Annotated in this window: 17 protein-coding genes; 11 read left to right on the top strand and 6 right to left on the bottom strand. The window is 48.8% G+C overall.

What is annotated here, in order from left to right; genetic code table 11:
* Window positions 1–3: 3 nt before the first annotated feature.
* Together GILYN3_RS03055 and GILYN3_RS03060 are read left to right on the top strand one after the other, a co-directional pair.
* The gene (locus GILYN3_RS03055; RefSeq protein WP_049721492.1) at window positions 4–3,099 is read left to right on the top strand and encodes an efflux RND transporter permease subunit; all 3,096 of its coding nucleotides are present in this window, start codon (window positions 4–6) and stop codon (window positions 3,097–3,099) included.
* A gap of 97 nt (window positions 3,100–3,196) precedes the next feature.
* Complete coding sequence (locus GILYN3_RS03060; protein ID WP_049721493.1) at window positions 3,197–4,075, top strand: chemotaxis protein; 879 nt, start codon at window positions 3,197–3,199, stop codon at window positions 4,073–4,075.
* A gap of 51 nt (window positions 4,076–4,126) precedes the next feature.
* Here the strand turns inward: GILYN3_RS03060 and GILYN3_RS03065 are convergent, their stop codons facing one another.
* On the bottom strand, window positions 4,127–5,389 hold the full coding sequence (locus GILYN3_RS03065; protein WP_049721494.1) for a DUF2254 domain-containing protein: 1,263 nt from the start codon (window positions 5,387–5,389) through the stop codon (window positions 4,127–4,129).
* Between the two features lie 196 nt (window positions 5,390–5,585).
* Here GILYN3_RS03065 and GILYN3_RS03070 point away from each other — a divergent pair, with 196 nt between their 5' ends.
* A complete protein-coding gene (locus GILYN3_RS03070; RefSeq protein WP_198147267.1) occupies window positions 5,586–7,628 on the top strand; it encodes an alpha/beta hydrolase family protein in 2,043 nt (680 codons plus the stop codon).
* A 44-nt stretch (window positions 7,629–7,672) separates the two neighbouring features.
* Here the strand turns inward: GILYN3_RS03070 and GILYN3_RS03075 are convergent, their stop codons facing one another.
* The gene (locus tag GILYN3_RS03075; RefSeq protein WP_049721496.1) at window positions 7,673–8,164 is read right to left on the bottom strand and encodes a hypothetical protein; all 492 of its coding nucleotides are present in this window, start codon (window positions 8,162–8,164) and stop codon (window positions 7,673–7,675) included.
* Window positions 8,165–8,537: 373 nt separating this feature from the next.
* Here GILYN3_RS03075 and GILYN3_RS03080 point away from each other — a divergent pair, with 373 nt between their 5' ends.
* The 5 genes from GILYN3_RS03080 to GILYN3_RS03100 all read left to right on the top strand — a co-directional run bounded on the left by GILYN3_RS03080 (window position 8,538) and on the right by GILYN3_RS03100 (window position 13,419).
* A complete protein-coding gene (locus tag GILYN3_RS03080) occupies window positions 8,538–9,689 on the top strand; it encodes a Wadjet anti-phage system protein JetD domain-containing protein (RefSeq protein WP_049721497.1) in 1,152 nt (383 codons plus the stop codon).
* Between the two features lie 126 nt (window positions 9,690–9,815).
* Window positions 9,816–10,127, top strand: coding sequence for a helix-turn-helix domain-containing protein (locus GILYN3_RS03085; protein ID WP_049721498.1), 312 nt, complete (start codon window positions 9,816–9,818; stop codon window positions 10,125–10,127).
* A complete protein-coding gene (locus tag GILYN3_RS03090) occupies window positions 10,127–11,356 on the top strand; it encodes a type II toxin-antitoxin system HipA family toxin (RefSeq protein WP_049721499.1) in 1,230 nt (409 codons plus the stop codon). Before GILYN3_RS03085 ends, GILYN3_RS03090 begins: the two co-directional genes overlap by 1 nt.
* A gap of 286 nt (window positions 11,357–11,642) precedes the next feature.
* The gene (locus GILYN3_RS03095; protein ID WP_049721500.1) at window positions 11,643–12,686 is read left to right on the top strand and encodes an NADP-dependent oxidoreductase; all 1,044 of its coding nucleotides are present in this window, start codon (window positions 11,643–11,645) and stop codon (window positions 12,684–12,686) included.
* A gap of 58 nt (window positions 12,687–12,744) precedes the next feature.
* A complete protein-coding gene (locus GILYN3_RS03100) occupies window positions 12,745–13,419 on the top strand; it encodes a type 1 glutamine amidotransferase domain-containing protein (protein WP_049721501.1) in 675 nt (224 codons plus the stop codon).
* A 62-nt stretch (window positions 13,420–13,481) separates the two neighbouring features.
* On the opposite strand, the gene GILYN3_RS03105 is transcribed toward GILYN3_RS03100, so the two are convergent.
* From GILYN3_RS03105 to GILYN3_RS03120, 4 genes are all read right to left on the bottom strand, one after another.
* The gene (locus GILYN3_RS03105; protein ID WP_049721502.1) at window positions 13,482–14,237 is read right to left on the bottom strand and encodes a hypothetical protein; all 756 of its coding nucleotides are present in this window, start codon (window positions 14,235–14,237) and stop codon (window positions 13,482–13,484) included.
* Between the two features lie 140 nt (window positions 14,238–14,377).
* Window positions 14,378–14,935 carry a porin family protein gene (locus GILYN3_RS03110; RefSeq protein WP_049721503.1) on the bottom strand — a complete coding sequence of 186 codons (558 nt, stop codon included), beginning with the start codon at window positions 14,933–14,935 and terminating at the stop codon, window positions 14,378–14,380.
* Window positions 14,936–15,151: 216 nt separating this feature from the next.
* On the bottom strand, window positions 15,152–15,937 hold the full coding sequence (gene map / locus GILYN3_RS03115) for a type I methionyl aminopeptidase (protein ID WP_049721504.1): 786 nt from the start codon (window positions 15,935–15,937) through the stop codon (window positions 15,152–15,154).
* Window positions 15,930–16,133 carry a ParD-like family protein gene (locus GILYN3_RS03120; protein ID WP_049721505.1) on the bottom strand — a complete coding sequence of 68 codons (204 nt, stop codon included), beginning with the start codon at window positions 16,131–16,133 and terminating at the stop codon, window positions 15,930–15,932. The genes map and GILYN3_RS03120 overlap by 8 nt, the downstream gene beginning before the upstream one ends.
* A 241-nt stretch (window positions 16,134–16,374) precedes the next feature.
* Between GILYN3_RS03120 and GILYN3_RS03125 the strand changes: the two genes are divergently transcribed.
* The 3 genes from GILYN3_RS03125 (at window position 16,375) to GILYN3_RS03135 (ending at window position 18,564) form a co-directional block, all read left to right on the top strand.
* Complete coding sequence (locus tag GILYN3_RS03125; protein WP_049721506.1) at window positions 16,375–17,298, top strand: ROK family protein; 924 nt, start codon at window positions 16,375–16,377, stop codon at window positions 17,296–17,298.
* Window positions 17,295–18,029 carry a copper homeostasis protein CutC gene (locus GILYN3_RS03130; RefSeq protein ID WP_049721507.1) on the top strand — a complete coding sequence of 245 codons (735 nt, stop codon included), beginning with the start codon at window positions 17,295–17,297 and terminating at the stop codon, window positions 18,027–18,029. The genes GILYN3_RS03125 and GILYN3_RS03130 overlap by 4 nt, the downstream gene beginning before the upstream one ends.
* Before the next feature lie 145 nt (window positions 18,030–18,174).
* Complete coding sequence (locus tag GILYN3_RS03135) at window positions 18,175–18,564, top strand: DUF6559 family protein (protein ID WP_049721508.1); 390 nt, start codon at window positions 18,175–18,177, stop codon at window positions 18,562–18,564.
* Window positions 18,565–18,830: the final 266 nt, after the last annotated feature.

Consider the following 18,830-nt stretch of genomic DNA (forward strand, 5'->3'; position numbering starts at 1 on the left):
TGTATGCGATTAATACTACAAGGCGCGCTCAACAATCGTGTGTTGGTGATGATGTTGTCACTGGCGATTTTATTGAGTGGTTTCTTTGCCTACCGCAATTTAGCGGTAGATGCCTACCCGGATATTTCACCGGCGTTGGTACAAGTGTTTGTTGAAACCGATGGATTAGCACCGGAGGAGGTAGAAAAGTATGTAACTTATCCCATTGAAAGTGCTATGAATGGTTTGCCTGAGCTTGATCATGTGCGCTCGGTGTCCAATTTTGGTTTGTCGGTGGTGAACGTTTATTTTAACGATGGCACGGATATTTATTTTGCTCGGCAACTGGTGGCCGAACGTCTACAGCAAGCGCGCAATCAGATCCCCACGGGGTTTGGTGATCCGGTGATGGGGCCGATTAGTACCGGACTTGGGCAAATTTTATTTTATGTGTTGGAAGATGCCAGCGGTAACTACAGCGAGGTAGAGCTGCGCGAGATTCAAGACTGGATCGTTAAGTTTAATTTGCAAACGGTGCCGGGTGTTACCGAGGTGCTCTCGATAGGTGGCGAGGTAAAACAGTTTCAAGTGCAGCTCGACCCGCTAGCACTAGTGCGTTATGACATATCGCTGCCCGAGGTGAAAGCTCGCATCGAGGCCAACAACGCTAATGCCGGTGCGCAGTTTTTGGTTAAAAACGATGAGCAGTATTTAATACGTTCAGTAGGTCTTGCGCGCAATTTAGACGATATCGGTAACATAGTGGTTAAAACCATTGATGGCACGCCGGTGTATTTAGAGCAGTTAGGTGAGTTAGTTATCGGTGGAGAAATTCGCCGCGGCCTTACCACCAAAAATGGTAAGGGCGAAGTCGTCGTAGGTATGGTGTTAAAGCTGCTGGGCAGCAACACCGCCGAGGTTATCGACGCGGTTAAAACGGAGCTTGCGGCCATTAATACCAACTTGCCCGAAGGGGTTAGCGTCGCCCCTTACTACGATCAAGCGCAATTGGTGCACGCGGCATTAACCACGGTCACCAACGCTTTGATACAGGGGGTGGTGTTAGTGGTGCTGGTCTTAATCGCGTTTATGCGCGGCGTACGGGCCAGTTTGGTGGTGGCTTTGTCGATTCCATTCTCGGTGGCAGTGGCGTTAATTGCCATGCCATGGTTGGGGATTTCGGCCAACTTAATGTCGCTCGGTGGGCTTGCGATTGCTATTGGTTTGATGGTCGACGGCGCGGTGGTGGTGGTCGAGCAGATTGACCAAGAGTTGAAAAAAGCCACAGGTGAATCACACCGGCAGTTGGTGCTTAACGCTTGTGGCACAGTCGCGCGGCCCATTTTGTTTGCTATTAGCATTATTATTATTGTGTTTTTACCGCTGTTTAGCTTGCAGGGGGTAGAGGGGGCAACGTTTAAACCGCTGGCTTACACCTTGGCGTTGGCGATGGCCGGCTCGTTGCTGTACGCGTTGTTGGTAGCACCGGTTGCCGCCTTTTTGTGGATGAAAAAACCTAAGCCTCGGGCCGCCGCTAGCAGTCAGTTGCCAGGAAGGATGCGCAGTGGCTACGAGCGCGTGGTGGGCTTTGTGGTGCAGCGGCGCCCTTTGGCTGTGGGTATTGCCCTGTTGGTGTTGGCGCTGGGGGCGGTGATTGCACCGCGTTTAGGCTCGGAGTTTGTACCGCGTTTTAACGAGGGCGATTTATTAATTCGCGCCACCATGTCGCCGTCTATCTCGCTGGATAAAGCTCGCGCGTCTATGTTGTTGTTTGAAAAACAATTACTGCAGCGCTTCCCCGAGGTGACTCAAGTGGTGACTCGCGTTGGTCGGGGGGAGGTGGGTGCCCATGCCGATCCCGTTAATAACGCCGAGATTTTTGTCGCGTTAAAACCGCAAGATCAATGGCAAAGTGCCGATTCGCTGGATGGTTTGTATCGCGCTATGAGCGAGTCTTTTGTCGATTTCCCAGGGGCTAAATTTAATTTTACCCAGCCGATTGCCGCGGCGGTGGATGAATTGCTAACCGGTACTAAAGCAGAGCTGGCGGCCAAATTGTTTGGCGATGATTTGACCGTACTAGATGCCAAAGCGCAACAGGTCGCCCAACTGTTGCGTGGTATTCGCGGTGCGCAAGATGTGCAAAAAGATCAAATAGCCGGTACCGGTCAGTTACAAATCACCCTTAACCGCGAGCAGATTGCCCGTTACGGACTTAACGTGAGTGATGTGCAAGATACTATTGCATTAGCCGTGGGTGGTGCCCAAGCAGGCCAAGTATTTGAAGGGGTGCGCCGGTTTGATATTTATGTGCGTTTGAGCAAAAGCGCACGCGATAGTGCCGCTGCCATCGAGCAGTTAACCGTGCGCACCGAGACCGGTATGCAGGTGCCTTTGCAAGAGCTCGCGACGGTTGAGTATGTAACCGGCCCACGCCAAATCACCCGTGAAAACAGTCAGCGATTTATTACGGTGCAGGCCAATATTCGCGAGCGAGATATCGGCTCGTTTGTGCAGGAGGCCAATGCCGCTATCGCGCGTGAGGTCGACTTGCCGCCGGGCTATTTTATTAAATGGGGTGGGCAGTTTGAGCTGCAACAAAAAGCCAATCAACGTTTGATGATTGTGGTGCCCATTACTTTACTGTTGGTATTGCTGATGCTGTACCTCAACTTTGGCTCGCTGCCTAACGCACTGCTGATAATGCTTAATATTCCCTTGGCACTGGTGGGCGGGATTGTCGCCCTGTGGTTGGCGGGTTTGAGTTTATCGGTGCCGGCCTCGGTGGGTTTTATTGCGTTGTTTGGCATTGCGCTGGAGAACGCTTTGGTATTGGTGAGTTATTTAAATCAGCAAGTGCGTCAAGGTGTGCCGGTGGCGCGTGCTTGTGTAGCGGCTGCCAGCGCGCGTTTACGGCCGGTGTTAATGACGGCCGTCACGACCGGACTTGGCTTGATACCGCTGTTGTTTGCCAGTGGTACGGGCAGTGAGGTACAGCGACCATTGGCCGTGGTGGTAGTCGGCGGTTTGGTCACCGCTACATTGCTGACTCTGCTGGTGATACCGGCACTGTACCCGTGGTTTGCAGGCAACCGCACAGGCGCTTCAAAACAAGGCTAATAAACCTCATGTAAAAGAGTGCAAGTTTGCCATTGCCGGGTAGATGTGGCGTTTAAGATTGCTATACTGGTTGTGTCCTAGGCATTGTGAGTTTGTTATGAGCACGATCAGTCAATCGATGTCCCAAGGCTTGCTGTTGTTTTGGTTAACTCCAACTCAACGTTTTGCCCTTGGGACATTTAAAGTTAAAGAAATCGTCCCTTTTACCCCCGTTCGACCAATGCCCGAGTCAGCTCCTGCGGTATTGGGTGCGGCTAATATTCGCGGGGGCACATTGCCTATTGTCGACTTAGCTGCGGCGATGGGCGGCCCTGGATTAAACGCCGAGGAACAGCGCAGCGGGTTTATTATTGTTACCGATTGCCAGCGTAAACGCGTGGGTTTTTTGGTGCGTAAACTCGACCGTATTGTCCAAACTCAAGGTAAAGATGTCGAGCCGCCCCCGCGTCACCTGGGACGTAAAACGTACCTGACGGGGGTTATCCGAGTGGATGATGCCCTTGTGCAACTGGTGGATATAGAACGTATTTTTGCCAACTTTGAAGATGCCCAATCGAGCGTACTGGAAGACGATTTGACGGCACAAGCCGCGGCACTTAAATCGCTGAATATTCTTGTGGTGGACGACTCTTCTGTAGCCCGCAAACAACTGGGAGATGCATTAAAAACTCTAGGGGTTGAGTTTCGCATGACCGATGACGGTCGGGAAGCATTAGATATTATGCAAACCGATGCTCGCAACGGAAGACCGGTAGACTTGTTGGTGAGTGATATTGAGATGCCAGGACTCGATGGCTACGAGTTGTCGTTTGCGGTGCGTGATGATCCAGCATTAGCGGGTGCCTACCTTATTTTACATTCATCTATTTCTAGCGAAATTAGCGTGAGTCAGGCCCATCAAGTGGGGGCTAATGAGGCGCTGACTAAGTTTGATGTAAATGAGTTAATAACCGCTATGTTGCGGGCGGTTAAGTAGCGTTGTTTACTTTGCCGCAACCGCCATATTCTGATTTTATAGGGTAATTATTTACTTTAGTGTCAGTGCTTCGAGTGTTGCGATATCGTCGGCCAACGGCAATTCATGCTTGGCCAGTGCCAAGGCTCGCTGCGAATGAGCTCGGGCTTGCTCGGCAAATACGCCACCTTTGCAGGCCAGTGCTCCCAACGCTTTTTGCAGGCGAATATGCACTTCAATTAGGTTGGCGCCATCGCGGGCGATAGGAGCAAAAAAATCATTAAATAATTCAGACAACTCAATCCGCTGTACCCAAACATTGGGGCAGGGGATATCTTTTACTTTAGGTTCTTGATAACCCTCGGTTACCTCCCAGCCCGAGATAACCCGCATACCTCGGCCAATTACATCAATCGCTGTACCCGGATCATTAACGGCAGGGGACAGTGCCCGCGAGGCAATCTCGGCAAGTACTAACACGCCAAAACGCGGGTCTTGATCAAAAGAGCGCTCGTCTCGAATAGTGTAAGCGTGGTCGATGACCTCATTGGTTTGGCTGAGGCTTTCTTCGCCATGGTTAACACAGTAAGCAAGTGCCCGACCTGGGTGTACAAATGCCCCAGGCAAACTGGCAATAAATACTTGCGTGTTGTTATCGGCAGCCCAACGGTTGATTGCTTTAATGTCAATATGTTGAATGTAGCCGATGCGTTCCGAGAAAATCGCTGTGGCTTTTTTGGGGATATCTTCAAGGCTGGCAAGCCTGCGACCATCGAGCCACGGATGTGCGATACGACGTTTGACGGCAGCGCTAGCGGCTTGCTCTACGCGATCGGTGGTTTCGCCAACACGGCCTAGGCTAGACAAGTGGTTAATCCATAACAGTATTGTGCCGACAATCAGTACCACCACTGCGATGGTGACAATAAATAAAATAACTCGGCCTTCATCGCCATACACGCCGGTATGCAAAGCGATAATTCCCACCAACGAGTACACAAACGAGCCAACAAAGGTTGCCAAGGCATTTTGTGTGGTGGAATCTTCCATCAATAGGCGCGTGGCGCGCGGGCTAATATTGCTGGTGGCAGCACTGTAAGCGGCAACCATAACGCTGAGGGAAAAAGTGGTTACCGCCAGCATGCTAGAGGCTAGTATGGATAAAATTCGATCAACGGCCGGAGCCCCTATGGCGCCTGCAAGCTCACTGGGAATCCAGCCTTTAAAGGCGATGGCAATAAGCGCTGTGACGACCGCTAATACGGCAAACAAAACGGTGCGCATCCATAATTGACGGCTAATTTGTAATAGCTTCCAGGTCCACTGACTTAGCATGCAGTACTCTCCATAAAGTGAAGGTAAGTGTGTAAGTGTTGGCCGTTAAATGCAATGTAAGTAGACAAAAAATGAGCATCTTGTTGTTTTGTTTGAGGCGGCCGGCAAATTTCCTTACACTATTGTGTTTTATCGTAGATATTAATAATAATTGGGTTTGTGTCATGGCAATCCCTATCAAGTAGGGATGCTTTTTATGTGCTTATCGATTTTACTTAGCCGGCCTTTATGGCGGACTTTCACGACACCTGCTGCACGCTCTGTTTTAGTCGTTATCAGCCTACTTACGGCTATGGTCGGCACGCCAGCAATGGCCGAAACTTTACCTGTACCGACTCCCGATTCAATTGCCCTGCAATACGGCGCGTTACCTGGCACCTCGATGCTTGTGGTTTCGCCTAACGGTGAACTAATAGCCTTTCGTAAAGTACAAGAGAGCAATGATCTGCTGATCGTTTACTCTCTCGCTGAAGGAAAAATGGTTGCTGGCGCTCAGGTCGCTGAGATTAATCCACACGATTTATACTTTATTAATGACGATTATCTAGTTTTGGTGGCCTCGGAGCGCAAGTATTTAAGAGGGTATCGTGGAGAGCACGACATCAGTACGGCATTTGCTTTGGATATTAAGTCCGGTGTGATGGAGCAGTTATTACGCCCAGGCGATAAAATTCTGCTTGGGCAAACCGGGCTGGGTAGTATTTCGGGCATCTCCGCAGATTATCGTTATCTGTATATGCCGGCATTTGTGGGGCGCAGTAAGTACGATACAAACCCTCGACGCTCTTTAATGCGAGTTGACATTAAGTCTCCGCGTAGACCTAGAGTGGCTGAAAAGGGCGATGCAGACACGCTGGAGTATTTTTTAGATGATAACGGCAAGGTCTTGGCGCAAGAGATCTACGATAACCGTACCGACAAATATTCAATTAAAGTACCAAAAGGAAAAAGTGGCTGGCGCACGATTTTTGAAGAAACCACAGAGGTTATCGCGCGCTCGGGTGTTGGTTTAACGCCGGACCGTAAATCATTAATAATGCTCGCGCATAATGAAGGTAATGGCCGCGTAGCTTATTACCAACTGTCTTTGGCCGACGGAACAATCGTCGGTGAGCCCTATGGCCGCGATGATGCCGATATTGAAGGCGTTATTAAAGGCATTGACGGCATCGTTTACGGTTTAAAGTACTCGGGTTTTACTCCTAGCTACGAGCTATTCGAGCAAGATAAAGACGACTTCTTGAAAGAAGTGATGAGCCGCTTTGACGGTCATTCGGTAACATTAAGCAGCTGGAGTAACAACTGGAAAGCGTTAGTTGTGTATGTTGAAGGACCAACCACAGCGGGCAGTTATTATTTAGTCAGCAACGACAAATCGCTACGTTTTTTGGCTGGTGCTAGACAAAATATACCCGCAGAGGCGCTTAACCCTAGCGTTGTGTCTAATGCGAAAGCTCGTGACGGAATGATTATTCCGACAATCTTAACTTTGCCGTTGCAATACGCTCAAACCCCTAAAAATATGCCCACGGTATTATTGCCCCACGGTGGCCCCGAGGCTTACGATAAGCTTGGGTTTGATTGGTTGGCGCAATCGTTGGCCGCTAGTGGCTATTTAGTGTTGCAGCCTCAGTTTCGCGGCTCCAGCGGGTTTGGTCTTGATCACATTTTGGCCGGTCACGGCGAGTGGGGTCGTAAAATGCAAGATGACCTTACTGACAGCTTGGAGCATTTTGCCCAAGCGGGGCTGGTAGATCGCTCGCGTGTTTGTATTGTCGGTGCAAGCTATGGCGGCTATGCGGCCCTTCTGGGCGTTAGTAAAACACCTGATCTGTACCGTTGTGCGGTGTCTATTAACGGTGTGAGTGATCTAAATAAAGCCTTTAAAAGTACCCGCAAAACCCTCGGTAGTAGCCACTGGGTAGTAAGTTATTTTAAACGCTCTATGAGTAACGGTGAGTACAGCAAAGATGATTTGTTGTCGATTTCTCCAGTAACTCATGCCGCCTCAGTTAAGGCGCCGGTATTACTGATTCACGGTGAAGATGATGAGATAGTATCAATTGATCAATCTGATGATATGTACGATGCATTAAACGATGCCGAAAAATCGGTTACGTTTGTACGTTTAAAAGATGAAAATCACCATTTGATGCAAGGTGAAACTCGCACTAAAGCATTGACTCACGTACTGCGTTTTTTACAAGAAAATTTAGATGGTGTAGCTAACAATGATTAACAAAGTTAACAAGGCCCCGCCAATGGTGGGGCCTTGTTAGATTATTATTGTGGCGCGTACTTAAAAGTTACTTGTTGACCTTCTTGCAAATCTTCGATTCCCGCACCCTTGTGTAAACCCGATACGCGAATCGCATCAGGCAAGGCAATTGTGCGCGGTGCGCTGCCGTCTGCCGGGCGGATTAGTGCGACATTTTGCTGTAGATCCAGTTCTAAAATTTCGCCCGCAATAACACGGCTTTTGGCCTTTTTGGGTGCGATACTTGATAGCTTTAAGGTTACATGTTGCCCCGTCTGTAAGTTGGCAACGTCGTGAGAGGTGTAACCACCTATACGTACTTTAGGGGTTCCGTTAAAGCGGTAAGTCAGTTTTTCACCCGTTTTATCAGCGATAATTGAAACACTTTTTGTGGCTAAATCGACAGATTCAACTACGCCAGGCACTTTGCGGTCAGCCGCGTGCGCACCAGCTGCAAAAACAATAGTAAGGCCCGCGATAAACGTTTGTAAGCTCGAGCGGTTAGTGAAATTAAACATGGTTGGTAACCTCGTATTAGTCAACGCTAAAAAACTTAGGGAGGGGATCACCCTCCTGGGTAAAGCAAGCGCCATCACCTGCTCGAGGTCTATTTTACGCATTAAGGTTACAGTCATGTTACCTTGGGTAACATTTCTGTATTTATAATTTTTTACCATGCTCTTGTCTTATCGGCTTAATAGTTATCTATTTTCTTCTGTCGTGTAAAATCTTGTTTAATTCATGTGTAACGTTTGGTAGCGGGTTATTAGTTGCCTTGTCAGATATGCTTGGGTTTTCTTTGAATCATGCCGATCGAGCTGCCGGCTGGTAAACGACGCCGACTGATTGCTAAGATAACGCCTAAGTTATTCAATCTAACGCGTAATTGCTATGCCCCCAAAGACACCTTCTAACGAGTTATTGCCGCCGCCTTGGTGGGACGATAATTTGCTGCCTTACCGGCTTTTGCATAAGTTTCTCGATCAGCTCGAGGCTGGGCGTCGGCCTTATTTAAAAGTTACCCCCAAAGTCGTTCCCGAGCTGTATGATTTTCAGGGGCAAGATGCCGAGTATTTATGGGCATTGCTGCAAAGTCTGGATTACGAATTTCATATTCTGAGTATTAAGTTGGCACAACTTAAGCCGCACGATGAGCCTTATGATAATGCCAAAATTTATTTTATGGCCGATAAAGAACCTATGGTACGGCAGTGGTTAAATCGCCCAGCGTTTGACCCTTATGCCATTACCTGGGCGCACGAGTTGACACGATTACAGGATAAGTTTGAAGATGCAGGCGCGGCGCTATGGCAGCGTCATATTCGGGTTAAAGGCATGTCGGCCGCGCAAGTGGTACAAGCTTTTGCCGCGCTTGCCCATGAGTTGCGGCAACCGACAACCTTGCGGACGTTATCGGCGCGCTGCTTTGCTGGCGATTCAAAATTTTTAGACCCACACGAGCCTTTACTGCGGGCTTTGTACCCCTCGTTAATGGCCAACTTACGGGTGCGTCCGGTTATGTTGACGGTGCATCTTGCCGCATCGCCAACCGAGATATTATTTGTCGAAAATCAAGACACTTTTTTAGCCTTGGCCGAGGCCGATTTGCCCAATGTAACCTTGGTTTACAGTGCTGGGTTTCGTGGCAGTGCGGCGCGGGTGCGGGAGTTCGGCCAAGTAGTGTTTTCGTATCTAAATGTTGGCCGTAATATCGAGGCGTTTCATCACGCTTGGTTTAACCGTAATAGCGATGCGCTACCGGTATTTTTTTGGGGTGATTTAGATTATGCCGGCATGAGCATATTAAAAGCCCTGCGCCAAAGCTTTGCCGGCCTTAATGCTTGGCGGCCCGGCTATGAACCTTTGCGGGCTCGCTTGCAGCAAGGGCGGGGGCACACGCAAATCTCCGGCGTTAAAAATCAGCAGTCTGATCCTGGCGCTACAGGCTGTGAATACGCCGATACGGTTTTGCTGTCGGCTATTCGGCAGGAAAACAGCTTTATTGACCAAGAAGCGATAATGCCTCATGAATTGACTCTTTAATTTGTTGATTGTTCCTATATAGGTATATTTTTGCTGTATTTATACCTATATAGGAATTTTTATGGTTGTATTCAAAGCGTCTATGTTAAGCTGGCTATGCCTGTATATGAACCTTGTGGAGGATCAATGCCGCGAACTGACTACCAGCTGGGAATTGATCAAGACGCTAAGCGCGCCTTTGAGATCTTTGCCGGCAACCTTAAGCAAGCGCGTAAAGCGCGGGGCTGGACCATTCAAGAAGCTGCCTCTCGAGCGCTCTTGTCGGTTAACTCGTATCGCGCCGCCGAGGCCGGCAATTTAGGCACTGCTGCGGGTGTTTACTTAGCCGCACTTAACGCTATGGAACTGGCCGATGGCGTGGCCGATTTAGCTGCGCCACACCGCGATGATATTGGCCGTCAAATTCAGCAGGCAAACGCAAAACTGCGGGGGCGTTAATGGCCTATCAATCGGCGTACGTGTTTGCTCGGCTTGCCAATGGTGAGCGCCGCTTGGCTGGCACCATTACCTGTGAGCCGCCGCTGGCTGAATTTGTTTATAGTCAGCATTGGCTGTCGGAGCCGACCGCTTACCCATTAGATCCGGTTAATTTACCCTTAGTAAATCGTACCTTTCGCACCCAAAACCCCAAGGGAACCTTCGGAGTGTTTACCGATGCTGGGCCGGACGACTGGGGAACTCGCATTATGTTAATGCACCACAATAGCAGCCCGCACAATGAGGTGGAGCGATTACTGCGCACCAGCGGTGGTGGTGTGGGGTTGTTAGAGTTTAGCTTGTCGCGCAGTTACCCGCGTGCGCCTGCGCCGCTACCGGACATTCAATTGCTGAATGAGTTGGCCGCTGTTGCTCAAAAGGTGCAGGCGCACGAGCCGCTCACACCCGAGCAGCTGGCATTAATTGAGCCGGGCTCTTCGATGGGGGGCGCGCGCCCTAAGGTAGTGGTGTGTGATGCGTCGAGGCAATGGTTGGTAAAATTTTCTCGGCAGCAAGATTTAGTTAATATTCCCACCCTAGAATTTCTAACCATGGAATTACTGCGCGAGGCTGGCTGCTGTGTGCCGGCAACCATGTTACGTGAGTTAGGCGGCGGGCATAGTGCTTTTTTAATTGAGCGGTTCGATCGCGTTACCGATCAGCCACTGCACTTTGTCTCTGCCAATAGTTTGTTTAATACCTCGCGGCTGCGTATGGTGCGCGACTCGCGCAAAAATCCTTACAGTTACATTAATTTGGCGGCTATATTGCGCAAACATTCGGCTGAACCAGTAGCCGATTGTCGCGAGTTATTTATCCGTATGCTATGCAATATTTTACTCGGTAACACCGACGATCACGCACGCAATCACGCAATGACTTACTCTGTGCTCAACCGACAATGGCGCTTATCTCCGCTGTACGATGTTTTGCCTACCCTTGGCGGGGTTCGCGGTCATCAAGCGATGGGGGTTGGTATTGAGGGGGCTGATGCTACGCTGAGCAATGCACGTTCACTGAGTAAATTGTTTTATTTTAATGATGCCCAAGCCCAGGCAGAAATAGACCGATTGCTGCCGTTAATTGCCACTTTGCCAGCCCGAGCCGCCCAAGCTGGTATGGCAAGTGATGACGTCCATATACTTAAAGGCGTTTTAAACCTTCCGGCTGAGGCAAACGGCGCAAGTTAGTGCCATATTCTTTGTTAATGGTCGCGGTTATAGCGGGCGTTCGTCTAAACTTATGTAAAGGTGGTCGAGCCACATTTTGGCAGCGCATCGTTTAACCCCTGTTATTGTCCTGTAAAACTGTGATGGTCTCGTGTTTCTTTGACGTGACAAAATTTGTCTGAGAACGCTCCCCTTGTAATCAGCCTTCATCAGCCTCACTTGTTGTTTATGGATAGTCTTGTTAGCGGCTTAATCTTGGCCGTTACACTATTAATATGAATGTATTGACGCTCAACGCGAGGAACATATGTCTCAATCATTATCGAGCAATCGCCAGCTACTTCTTACCTCTCGCCCCCATGGTCGGCCATCGGTCGATAACTTTTACTTAGCCAATACGCCAATACCCACGCCGGCACAAGGTGAGGTGTTATTGCGCACTGTGTTTTTATCTATTGATCCTTACATGCGCGGGCGTATGAGCGATGCTGAATCCTATGCGGCACCCGTTGCTTTAGGTGAGACCATGGTAGGTGGCACTGTGTCGCGTGTAGTGAGCTCGAATTTGGATGGCTTTAGCAAAGGCGATTGGGTGGTAGGCTTTAGCGGCTGGCAAGATTATGCGCTGTCAAATGGACAGGGTTTGGTAAAGCTGCCAGCCAGCTTGGTCGAGCCCTCCCACGCACTGGGCATTTTAGGTATGCCTGGGTTTACCGCTTATATGGGCCTGTTGGATATCGGTAAGCCGCAAGCGGGTGAAACGGTTGTGGTAGCGGCTGCCACTGGGCCAGTAGGGGCTACGGTAGGGCAAATTGCCAAAATTAAAGGCGCGCGCGCAGTAGGTGTGGCGGGTGGCCCAGAGAAGTGCCGCTTTGCGGTAGAGACGTTAGGGTTTGATGCCTGCATTGACCATAAAGCCCCTGATTTTGCCGAGCAATTAAAAGCCGCCTGCGCTGATGGTATTGATGTTTATTTTGAAAATGTCGGTGGCAAAGTCTTTGATGCGGTCATGCCGCTGCTAAACACCAAAGCGCGTATTCCACTGTGTGGCATGGTATCTATGTACAACAGCACCGGTTTACCCGATGGCCCAGATCGTTTGTCGTTACTGATGGGTACATTATTGAAAAAGCGTATTAGCGTTAAAGGTTTTATCGTGTTTGACGATTACGGCCCCGAGATGCCTGGGTTTATGAAAGAAATGGGCCAGTGGTTAAGCGAGGGAAAGATCCATTACCGCGAACAGCGCGTAGAAGACTTAGAGCAAGCGCCAAAGGCATTATGCGATGTGCTTGAGGGTAACAATTTTGGCAAGCTAGTAGTGCGTGTTGGCCCCGACGATTTAACCTAAACAGATTGACTTAATGGCCCGCCACACTATTAATTTAAGCACATATTAAGAGGTTAGCATGAAAGTATTAATGGTTCTTACATCGCACGATCAGCTGGGCAATACCGGTGAGAAAACAGGTTTTTGGCTGGAGGAATTTACCGCGCCTTACTACACGTTTTTAGATGCCGGTGCTGAGATAACGCTGGCATCACCTAAGGGTGGCCAGCCACCGCTGGACCCTAAAAGCGATGACCCAGATGGTCAGACTGATTCGACCAAACGCTTTGCCGGTGATGCTGTCGCCCAAAAAGCACTGGCGAATACCCATGTGTTGGCCGAGGTAAATGCCGACGATTATGACGGAGTGTTTTATCCCGGTGGTCATGGTCCACTATGGGATCTAGCTGAAGATGCCAAATCAGTTGCCTTGATTGAATCTTTTGCTCGTGCCAATAAGCCTCACGGGTTTGTATGTCATGCCCCTGCGGTATTGCGCGACGTTAAAGTCGCTGGCGAGTCTTTGGTAAAAGGCAAAAAAGTGACCGGTTTTAGTAATGCCGAAGAAGATGCGGTAGGGCTAACCCAAGTAGTACCGTTTTTACTAGAAGATATGCTTAAAAGTAATGGCGGCGAGTATCAAAAAGGCGACGATTGGCAAAGCTTTGTGCTTACCGATGGGCAATTGGTGACGGGACAAAATCCTGCATCATCAGAGCAGGCGGCTAAGGCTATATTAGCGCTACTGGCTTAATCTATCGTTTTAAATTTTATTAGCACTTAATCCTGTGCGTCGTCCCGTGGCGATGCGCAGCATTATTGCCGGTAGTTTTTAGCGTTCAGTGTTTTTTGCATATTGCTTAGCATCGTCTCGCCCTCCGATAACTTGCCGTTACATCCTGACATATACCAATCTTGCGCTACCGATGCGGTTTTTCTTTGCGGAGATTTAAGGCAACCTCCTCGGCCTAGATCCACCACCGTTGTGCCGTGAATATCTTCTCGTACATAAAGCTTTTCAGCTCTTTCATCGGTCAACCTTAAACCTTTTATTTTTGCCTCATAAAGTTGTTGCTGTAAGCGTGGGTGAAACACTCGAGAATCTGTTGGTGTGATCGTGCTGCCGGTATTTGTATCGGGTGTTAGGTTTAGTGCGCCAGTGCGTGTTGTGGTCTCGACTTGGGTGGCGATGTTTTTTGGTTTTGATTTTGAGGGTCGGTTGCTTGTCGTGGTTAGATCAGATTTTGTGGCTGGCACCTCTTTGCTTGGTTCAGGCAGTGATGGCTTTTTACGTTCTTTCGCGGCAGGTGCTTTTGTGTGCAGTACAATATGAACCGCAGGCGGTTGTTCGCTTGTTAGATCGGCTTTAACAAAACCTTGGGGCTTATGCGCGGGTAAAAAGTAAATCAGGGCTAGGTGGGTCAGTGCTGAGGTTATCAGTGCGGCAGTTAAAAATCTAAGCCCCGCCGGTTTGGTTGCCGGCTCTCGCAGTGCTTCAAGGGTGGGGTTGGGTAAAAAAGCAAACACATCTTCAGGTGGTTGGCAGTGTCGGATATCCATGTCGACAGGCATTTAAGGTGGCTCGGTTATTTTAAGGTGTTGCTAAGACCGGCCGTGGTGGGAATAGTTTCGCGGTTTTCTAGTGTGTGAGAGTTGTGGCTAATTAGCGCTGAAATTAGCCCGTGCGCAAATTCGCACGAGCTTAAATGACTTTAAAATTTAAATTTAACGCCGCCGCTAAAATAATTCACCTCGGAGCCATCAAGATCGTACCAATTTGCCTCGGCGATAATGGAGAACTTAGGATTTAATCTAACTTCCCCGCCAATGCCGTATGCGGCATCGGTGCCATCGGTTGTTTCGGAGCTAATGTAGTCGCGACGACGCTCAGAATATTCGACCTCGTAATTTGACTCCCAAATAAATAGGCCAGCTTTGCCGTACAGGGAAAACTCCTCGGATAATGGCAGTGTCACCACAAACGAGGCTTCTGCACCGTAAAGGCTAACGGTTTCTTCATTAATATAATAACTATCGTTTTGCGAGTATTCGACATCGAAAGTTCCAAGGTGAGTCGCGCCGCCTTGAATGGCAAAGTAAGGATTAATTTGATAGCCCGCCTGCACGCTAAGCCCCAGCGCCTCATCAAGATCATAGGCTTCGGGATTGGATAATCCACCGGTTCCGCTGACATAAAAGCCTGCCAACGCCGGCTGTGTTAACAGGCCGAGCGCAAAGCCTGAGGCGAGTAACCATTTGTTGTTAATCATGGGGTTAAATCCTTAATAAAGTGTAAGTCCTGTTGGGTAGGCTTATAAAGGCTGAGTTTAATCAGCTGGAGGAATAAACTCAATGACGAATATGTGATATTGCAGACTGCGTTTTATTAGCTTTTGCCACAGTGCCTTATGGTTAAAGATGTCGTGGCTAAGAGCATTAAATGAGGCGCCTGGTATGGCGCCTAACTTCAAAAAAGGGCGGATGAATCATTTTAAAAGCTGTGTCAGAGATTCATCTTCTCTTAGTGTTAACACTTCAACTCCCGTGGCGGTAACGGCCAAGGTGTGCTCCCATTGGGCCGAGAGTTTTTTGTCGCGGGTAATTACCGTCCAGCCATCTTTTAAGGTTTTGGTTTTGGCCGAGCCCTGATTAATCATCGGTTCAATGGTGAACGTCATACCTTCTTGCAATACCAAACCATCGCCCGGCCGGCCATAGTGCAATACGCTGGGGGCTTCATGCATTTGCTGACCAATGCCGTGGCCGCAATACTCTTTAACCACACTAAAACCGTGTTGTCGGGCGTAGCTGGCAATAGCGTAACCAATATCGCCTAAAGTTTTGCCCGGTTTAACGGTTTTAATACCTTGCCACAAGGCTTGGTAAGTAGCGTCGACTAATGTGCGTGCCAGCGGCGTAATATTACCAATGCAGTACATTTTACTCGAGTCGGCAATATAACCGTCTTTTTCTAGGGTGATATCAATATTCACAATATCACCGCTTTTGAGTGGTTTGTCCGTCGGGAAGCCGTGGCACACGACAAAATTGGGCGAGGCATTCAGCGTATAAGGGTAGTCGTATTGCCCCAAGCTTGCTGGGCGTGCTCTTAGCTCCTCGTGAATATACTGCTCCACCCAGGTGTTAATTGCCATGGTGGTTACGCCCTCCACCATGCGTTTATCCAGCTCGGCAAACACTTGCGCTAACAGTTGGCCGGCGCGGCGCATTTTGGCCAGGGCTTCGGGGGATTTTAAAATAACGTTATTCATCACTGCTGCCTGGTGTTGATTTTGCCCGAGTCAGTTCGTCCTTTATCAGCTCGGCAAAGGTTTTATCTTGATTCAGCTCGGCCAAGCGTCCGATTTTTAGCCAAAATTCTGCCTGAGCATTGATCGAACGCTGCATTACTGCGCTTGCATGACGCAGCTCATCGTGCAGTTCGTCGGATATTTTTACGATTCCCACAGGGTTATACTCTCTTAAACGTTAATATACGTATTGTATACGTTTTGTATATCTTTGTGTGTGAATATTTGTTGTGATGCTTGCGGCGGGATCTTGCTAGCAGCCGTGGGGAGCATTCCGTCTATTCAATGATGATATGATATTTATATCTCTAGATGATTCTATTCAGCTGGACTCAATACAGAAGTTCGGCAAGTTTTAAAGGGTTGCCGTGATCAAATGTTAAGTAGAGGGGGCATTAATGCCGGTTTGTTTTGATATTGGTGGCACAAATATTCGATCGGGTTGGCCCGGTCAGGACGGGATTGTGCATATTTCCGACCAGTGCTCTACACCAGGCGATTCTTTAGAATCATTTTTAGCCACCTTGGTTGAGATGGTGCAGAAAGCGCCGGCGGCTCAGCAAGATTTTGTGGCGATTTCGATTGCCGGGTTTGTTAACTCTAAAACTGGTGAGCTCACCATTGCGAACATACCTTATTTAAAAAATAAGAATCTCGCCCAGCTATTAACGGCGCGCGTAAAGGTGCCGGTGTTAATTGCCAATGATGCAGATTGTTTGGCGCTGGCCGAGGCGCGTGTGGGCGTCGCAAAAGCGGAAGACAATGTGTTTGCAATTATCTTAGGTACCGGCGTGGGAGGCGGTTTGGTACTAAACGGCAACCTGGTGAAAGGTTTTGGGGGCGTCTCAGGCGAATGGGGTCACGGCCCTATTGTTGACCCAACTGCCGGCGGTTTAGTCGAGCATATGGGGTATTTTCAATGCGGCTGTGGCCAAAGGGGCTGCTTAGATACGGTTGGCGCAGCTCGCGGCATAGAGAATGTACATAAAGCGTTAAGCGGTACGATACTCGATGCAGAGCAAATTTTGCTGCACTGGCGTAATGGTGATGCCGCCGCCGCAAAAACAATAGAGGCTTGCACCGAGATGGTGGCGCGGGTGCTTAGCGTTTTCATCAATGCGTTTGGTCCAGGCTCTGTACCCGTTGGCGGTGGCTTAGCTAACGAGCATGATTTTATTGCAAAAATAGATACAAAAGTTCGCACTATGATTTTGTCGCACTATGATCGACCGCTGGTTGTTCCGGCGCAACATGTTACCAATGGCGGACTTGTCGGCGCGGCTTTTCTACGTCCGAGCAGTAAGGCCGAGCAGTCGCAATGAGCAAGATCACTCTTGAAGTCTGTGTTGGTACGCCGCAAGCACTGCTCAATGCCAAGCAAGGCGGTGCCGACCGGGTTGAGCTTTGCTCTGCGTTGGTGGCCGGCGGGCTCATGCCAACACGTGCATTTATGCGCTTTGCCGTCGCCCAGGCTATGCCTGCTCACGTGATGATTCGCCCCCGAGAGGGCGACTTTTGTTTTGATGCCGTCGAGCTGCAGCTGATGCTGGATGAAATTGCCCAAGCACAAGAAGAGAGCGTGCAAGGTGTTGTGTTTGGCGCAACCCGTCAAGATGGCTCGCTCGATGTAGACGCGCTAGCAAAGCTTGTCACTGCGGCTAATGGGATGGACATTACCTTACATCGCGCGTTTGATGTGGTACCCGATCCGTTTGCCGCACTAGAAGATGCAATTGCGTTAGGCTTTAATCGTATTTTAACCAGTGGCCAACAAACAACAGCACTAGCAGGTCAAGACTTGCTGGCAGATCTTGTTGCCAAAGCCGATGGCCGTATAGAGATTATGCCTGGCAGCGGTATTAATGCCGTAAATGTACATGAGTTGGCGGCATTAGTGCCGTTAACCTGCGTGCATGCCTCTTGCTCTGAACTGATACCGCAAGCGCCTAGTGCTGCGACAAAGCTTGGCTTTTGCACATCTGAGCAGCGGCGGGAGACTAACCTTGACGCAGTGCGACAGATGGCTAAAGCTTTGCTTGAGCTGGAAGGCTAGTGCCGTAACTTTAGCCGTTAATGTTTGATACCCCTAAAATTGCGCTAGAGTCGCAAGGTCTGTACTCGGTTGGTAGTGGAGGCTAAAACGGCACATCATCTCGTAACGGGGGTTGATGGTTGTGTTTATGTTTATAAGGTAACCCATGAATCTATTAAATAGATATTTTAAAAAGCGAATAATAAAAAAATATATTTTTGTAATGGCTCCAGTGTTAGTTGCTCGGTATGGGGCTCTGGATGAATACACTGTTCTCCAGTTAGAAAAAACAACACAATTTTGTCGATTATCTACGCAGTATATTCCATATGCTATTGCTTTGTTTCGGAGGGAGGAGTCTGAAAATTCGGTGAAGCTCTATCGTATAGATCAATCCTTTTTAAATGTTTTACGGAAAGAAATATCCGATTGGTTTTTTGATGGTTACGCGTACAAGACAAAAGATGTAATAAATTTAGCAAAATCAAGAAAATGGCGTGGCGGAAATAATACAGATTCTTTTTCTAACAGACTTGGAATGGAGAGTAGATACTAAGCGTGATCGCTAAAATAATCAGTATAAGAAGGGTTTTCTCGTATATCGTATTTTGGTTGCTGATTCGCTGTGTTTCAATTATTAAAAGAAGTTGTAAATTATAGGCTTTAAGTTATATATAGGTTTTAAGCTATATAGGGGTGAGAGGCGGGCTCTTTAGTTTTATTCCGGTATAGGCCGAAAGAATTGAATCCGATCAAAGTTAGAACCAATACTTTCGGCTGGTAGATTTTATAAGCGTATGTTGGTGAGAAAATTTGACCGAC

Origin of the sequence: Gilvimarinus polysaccharolyticus (genome assembly GCF_001187555.1) — a bacterium.
GTDB lineage: Bacteria > Pseudomonadota > Gammaproteobacteria > Pseudomonadales > Cellvibrionaceae > Gilvimarinus > Gilvimarinus polysaccharolyticus.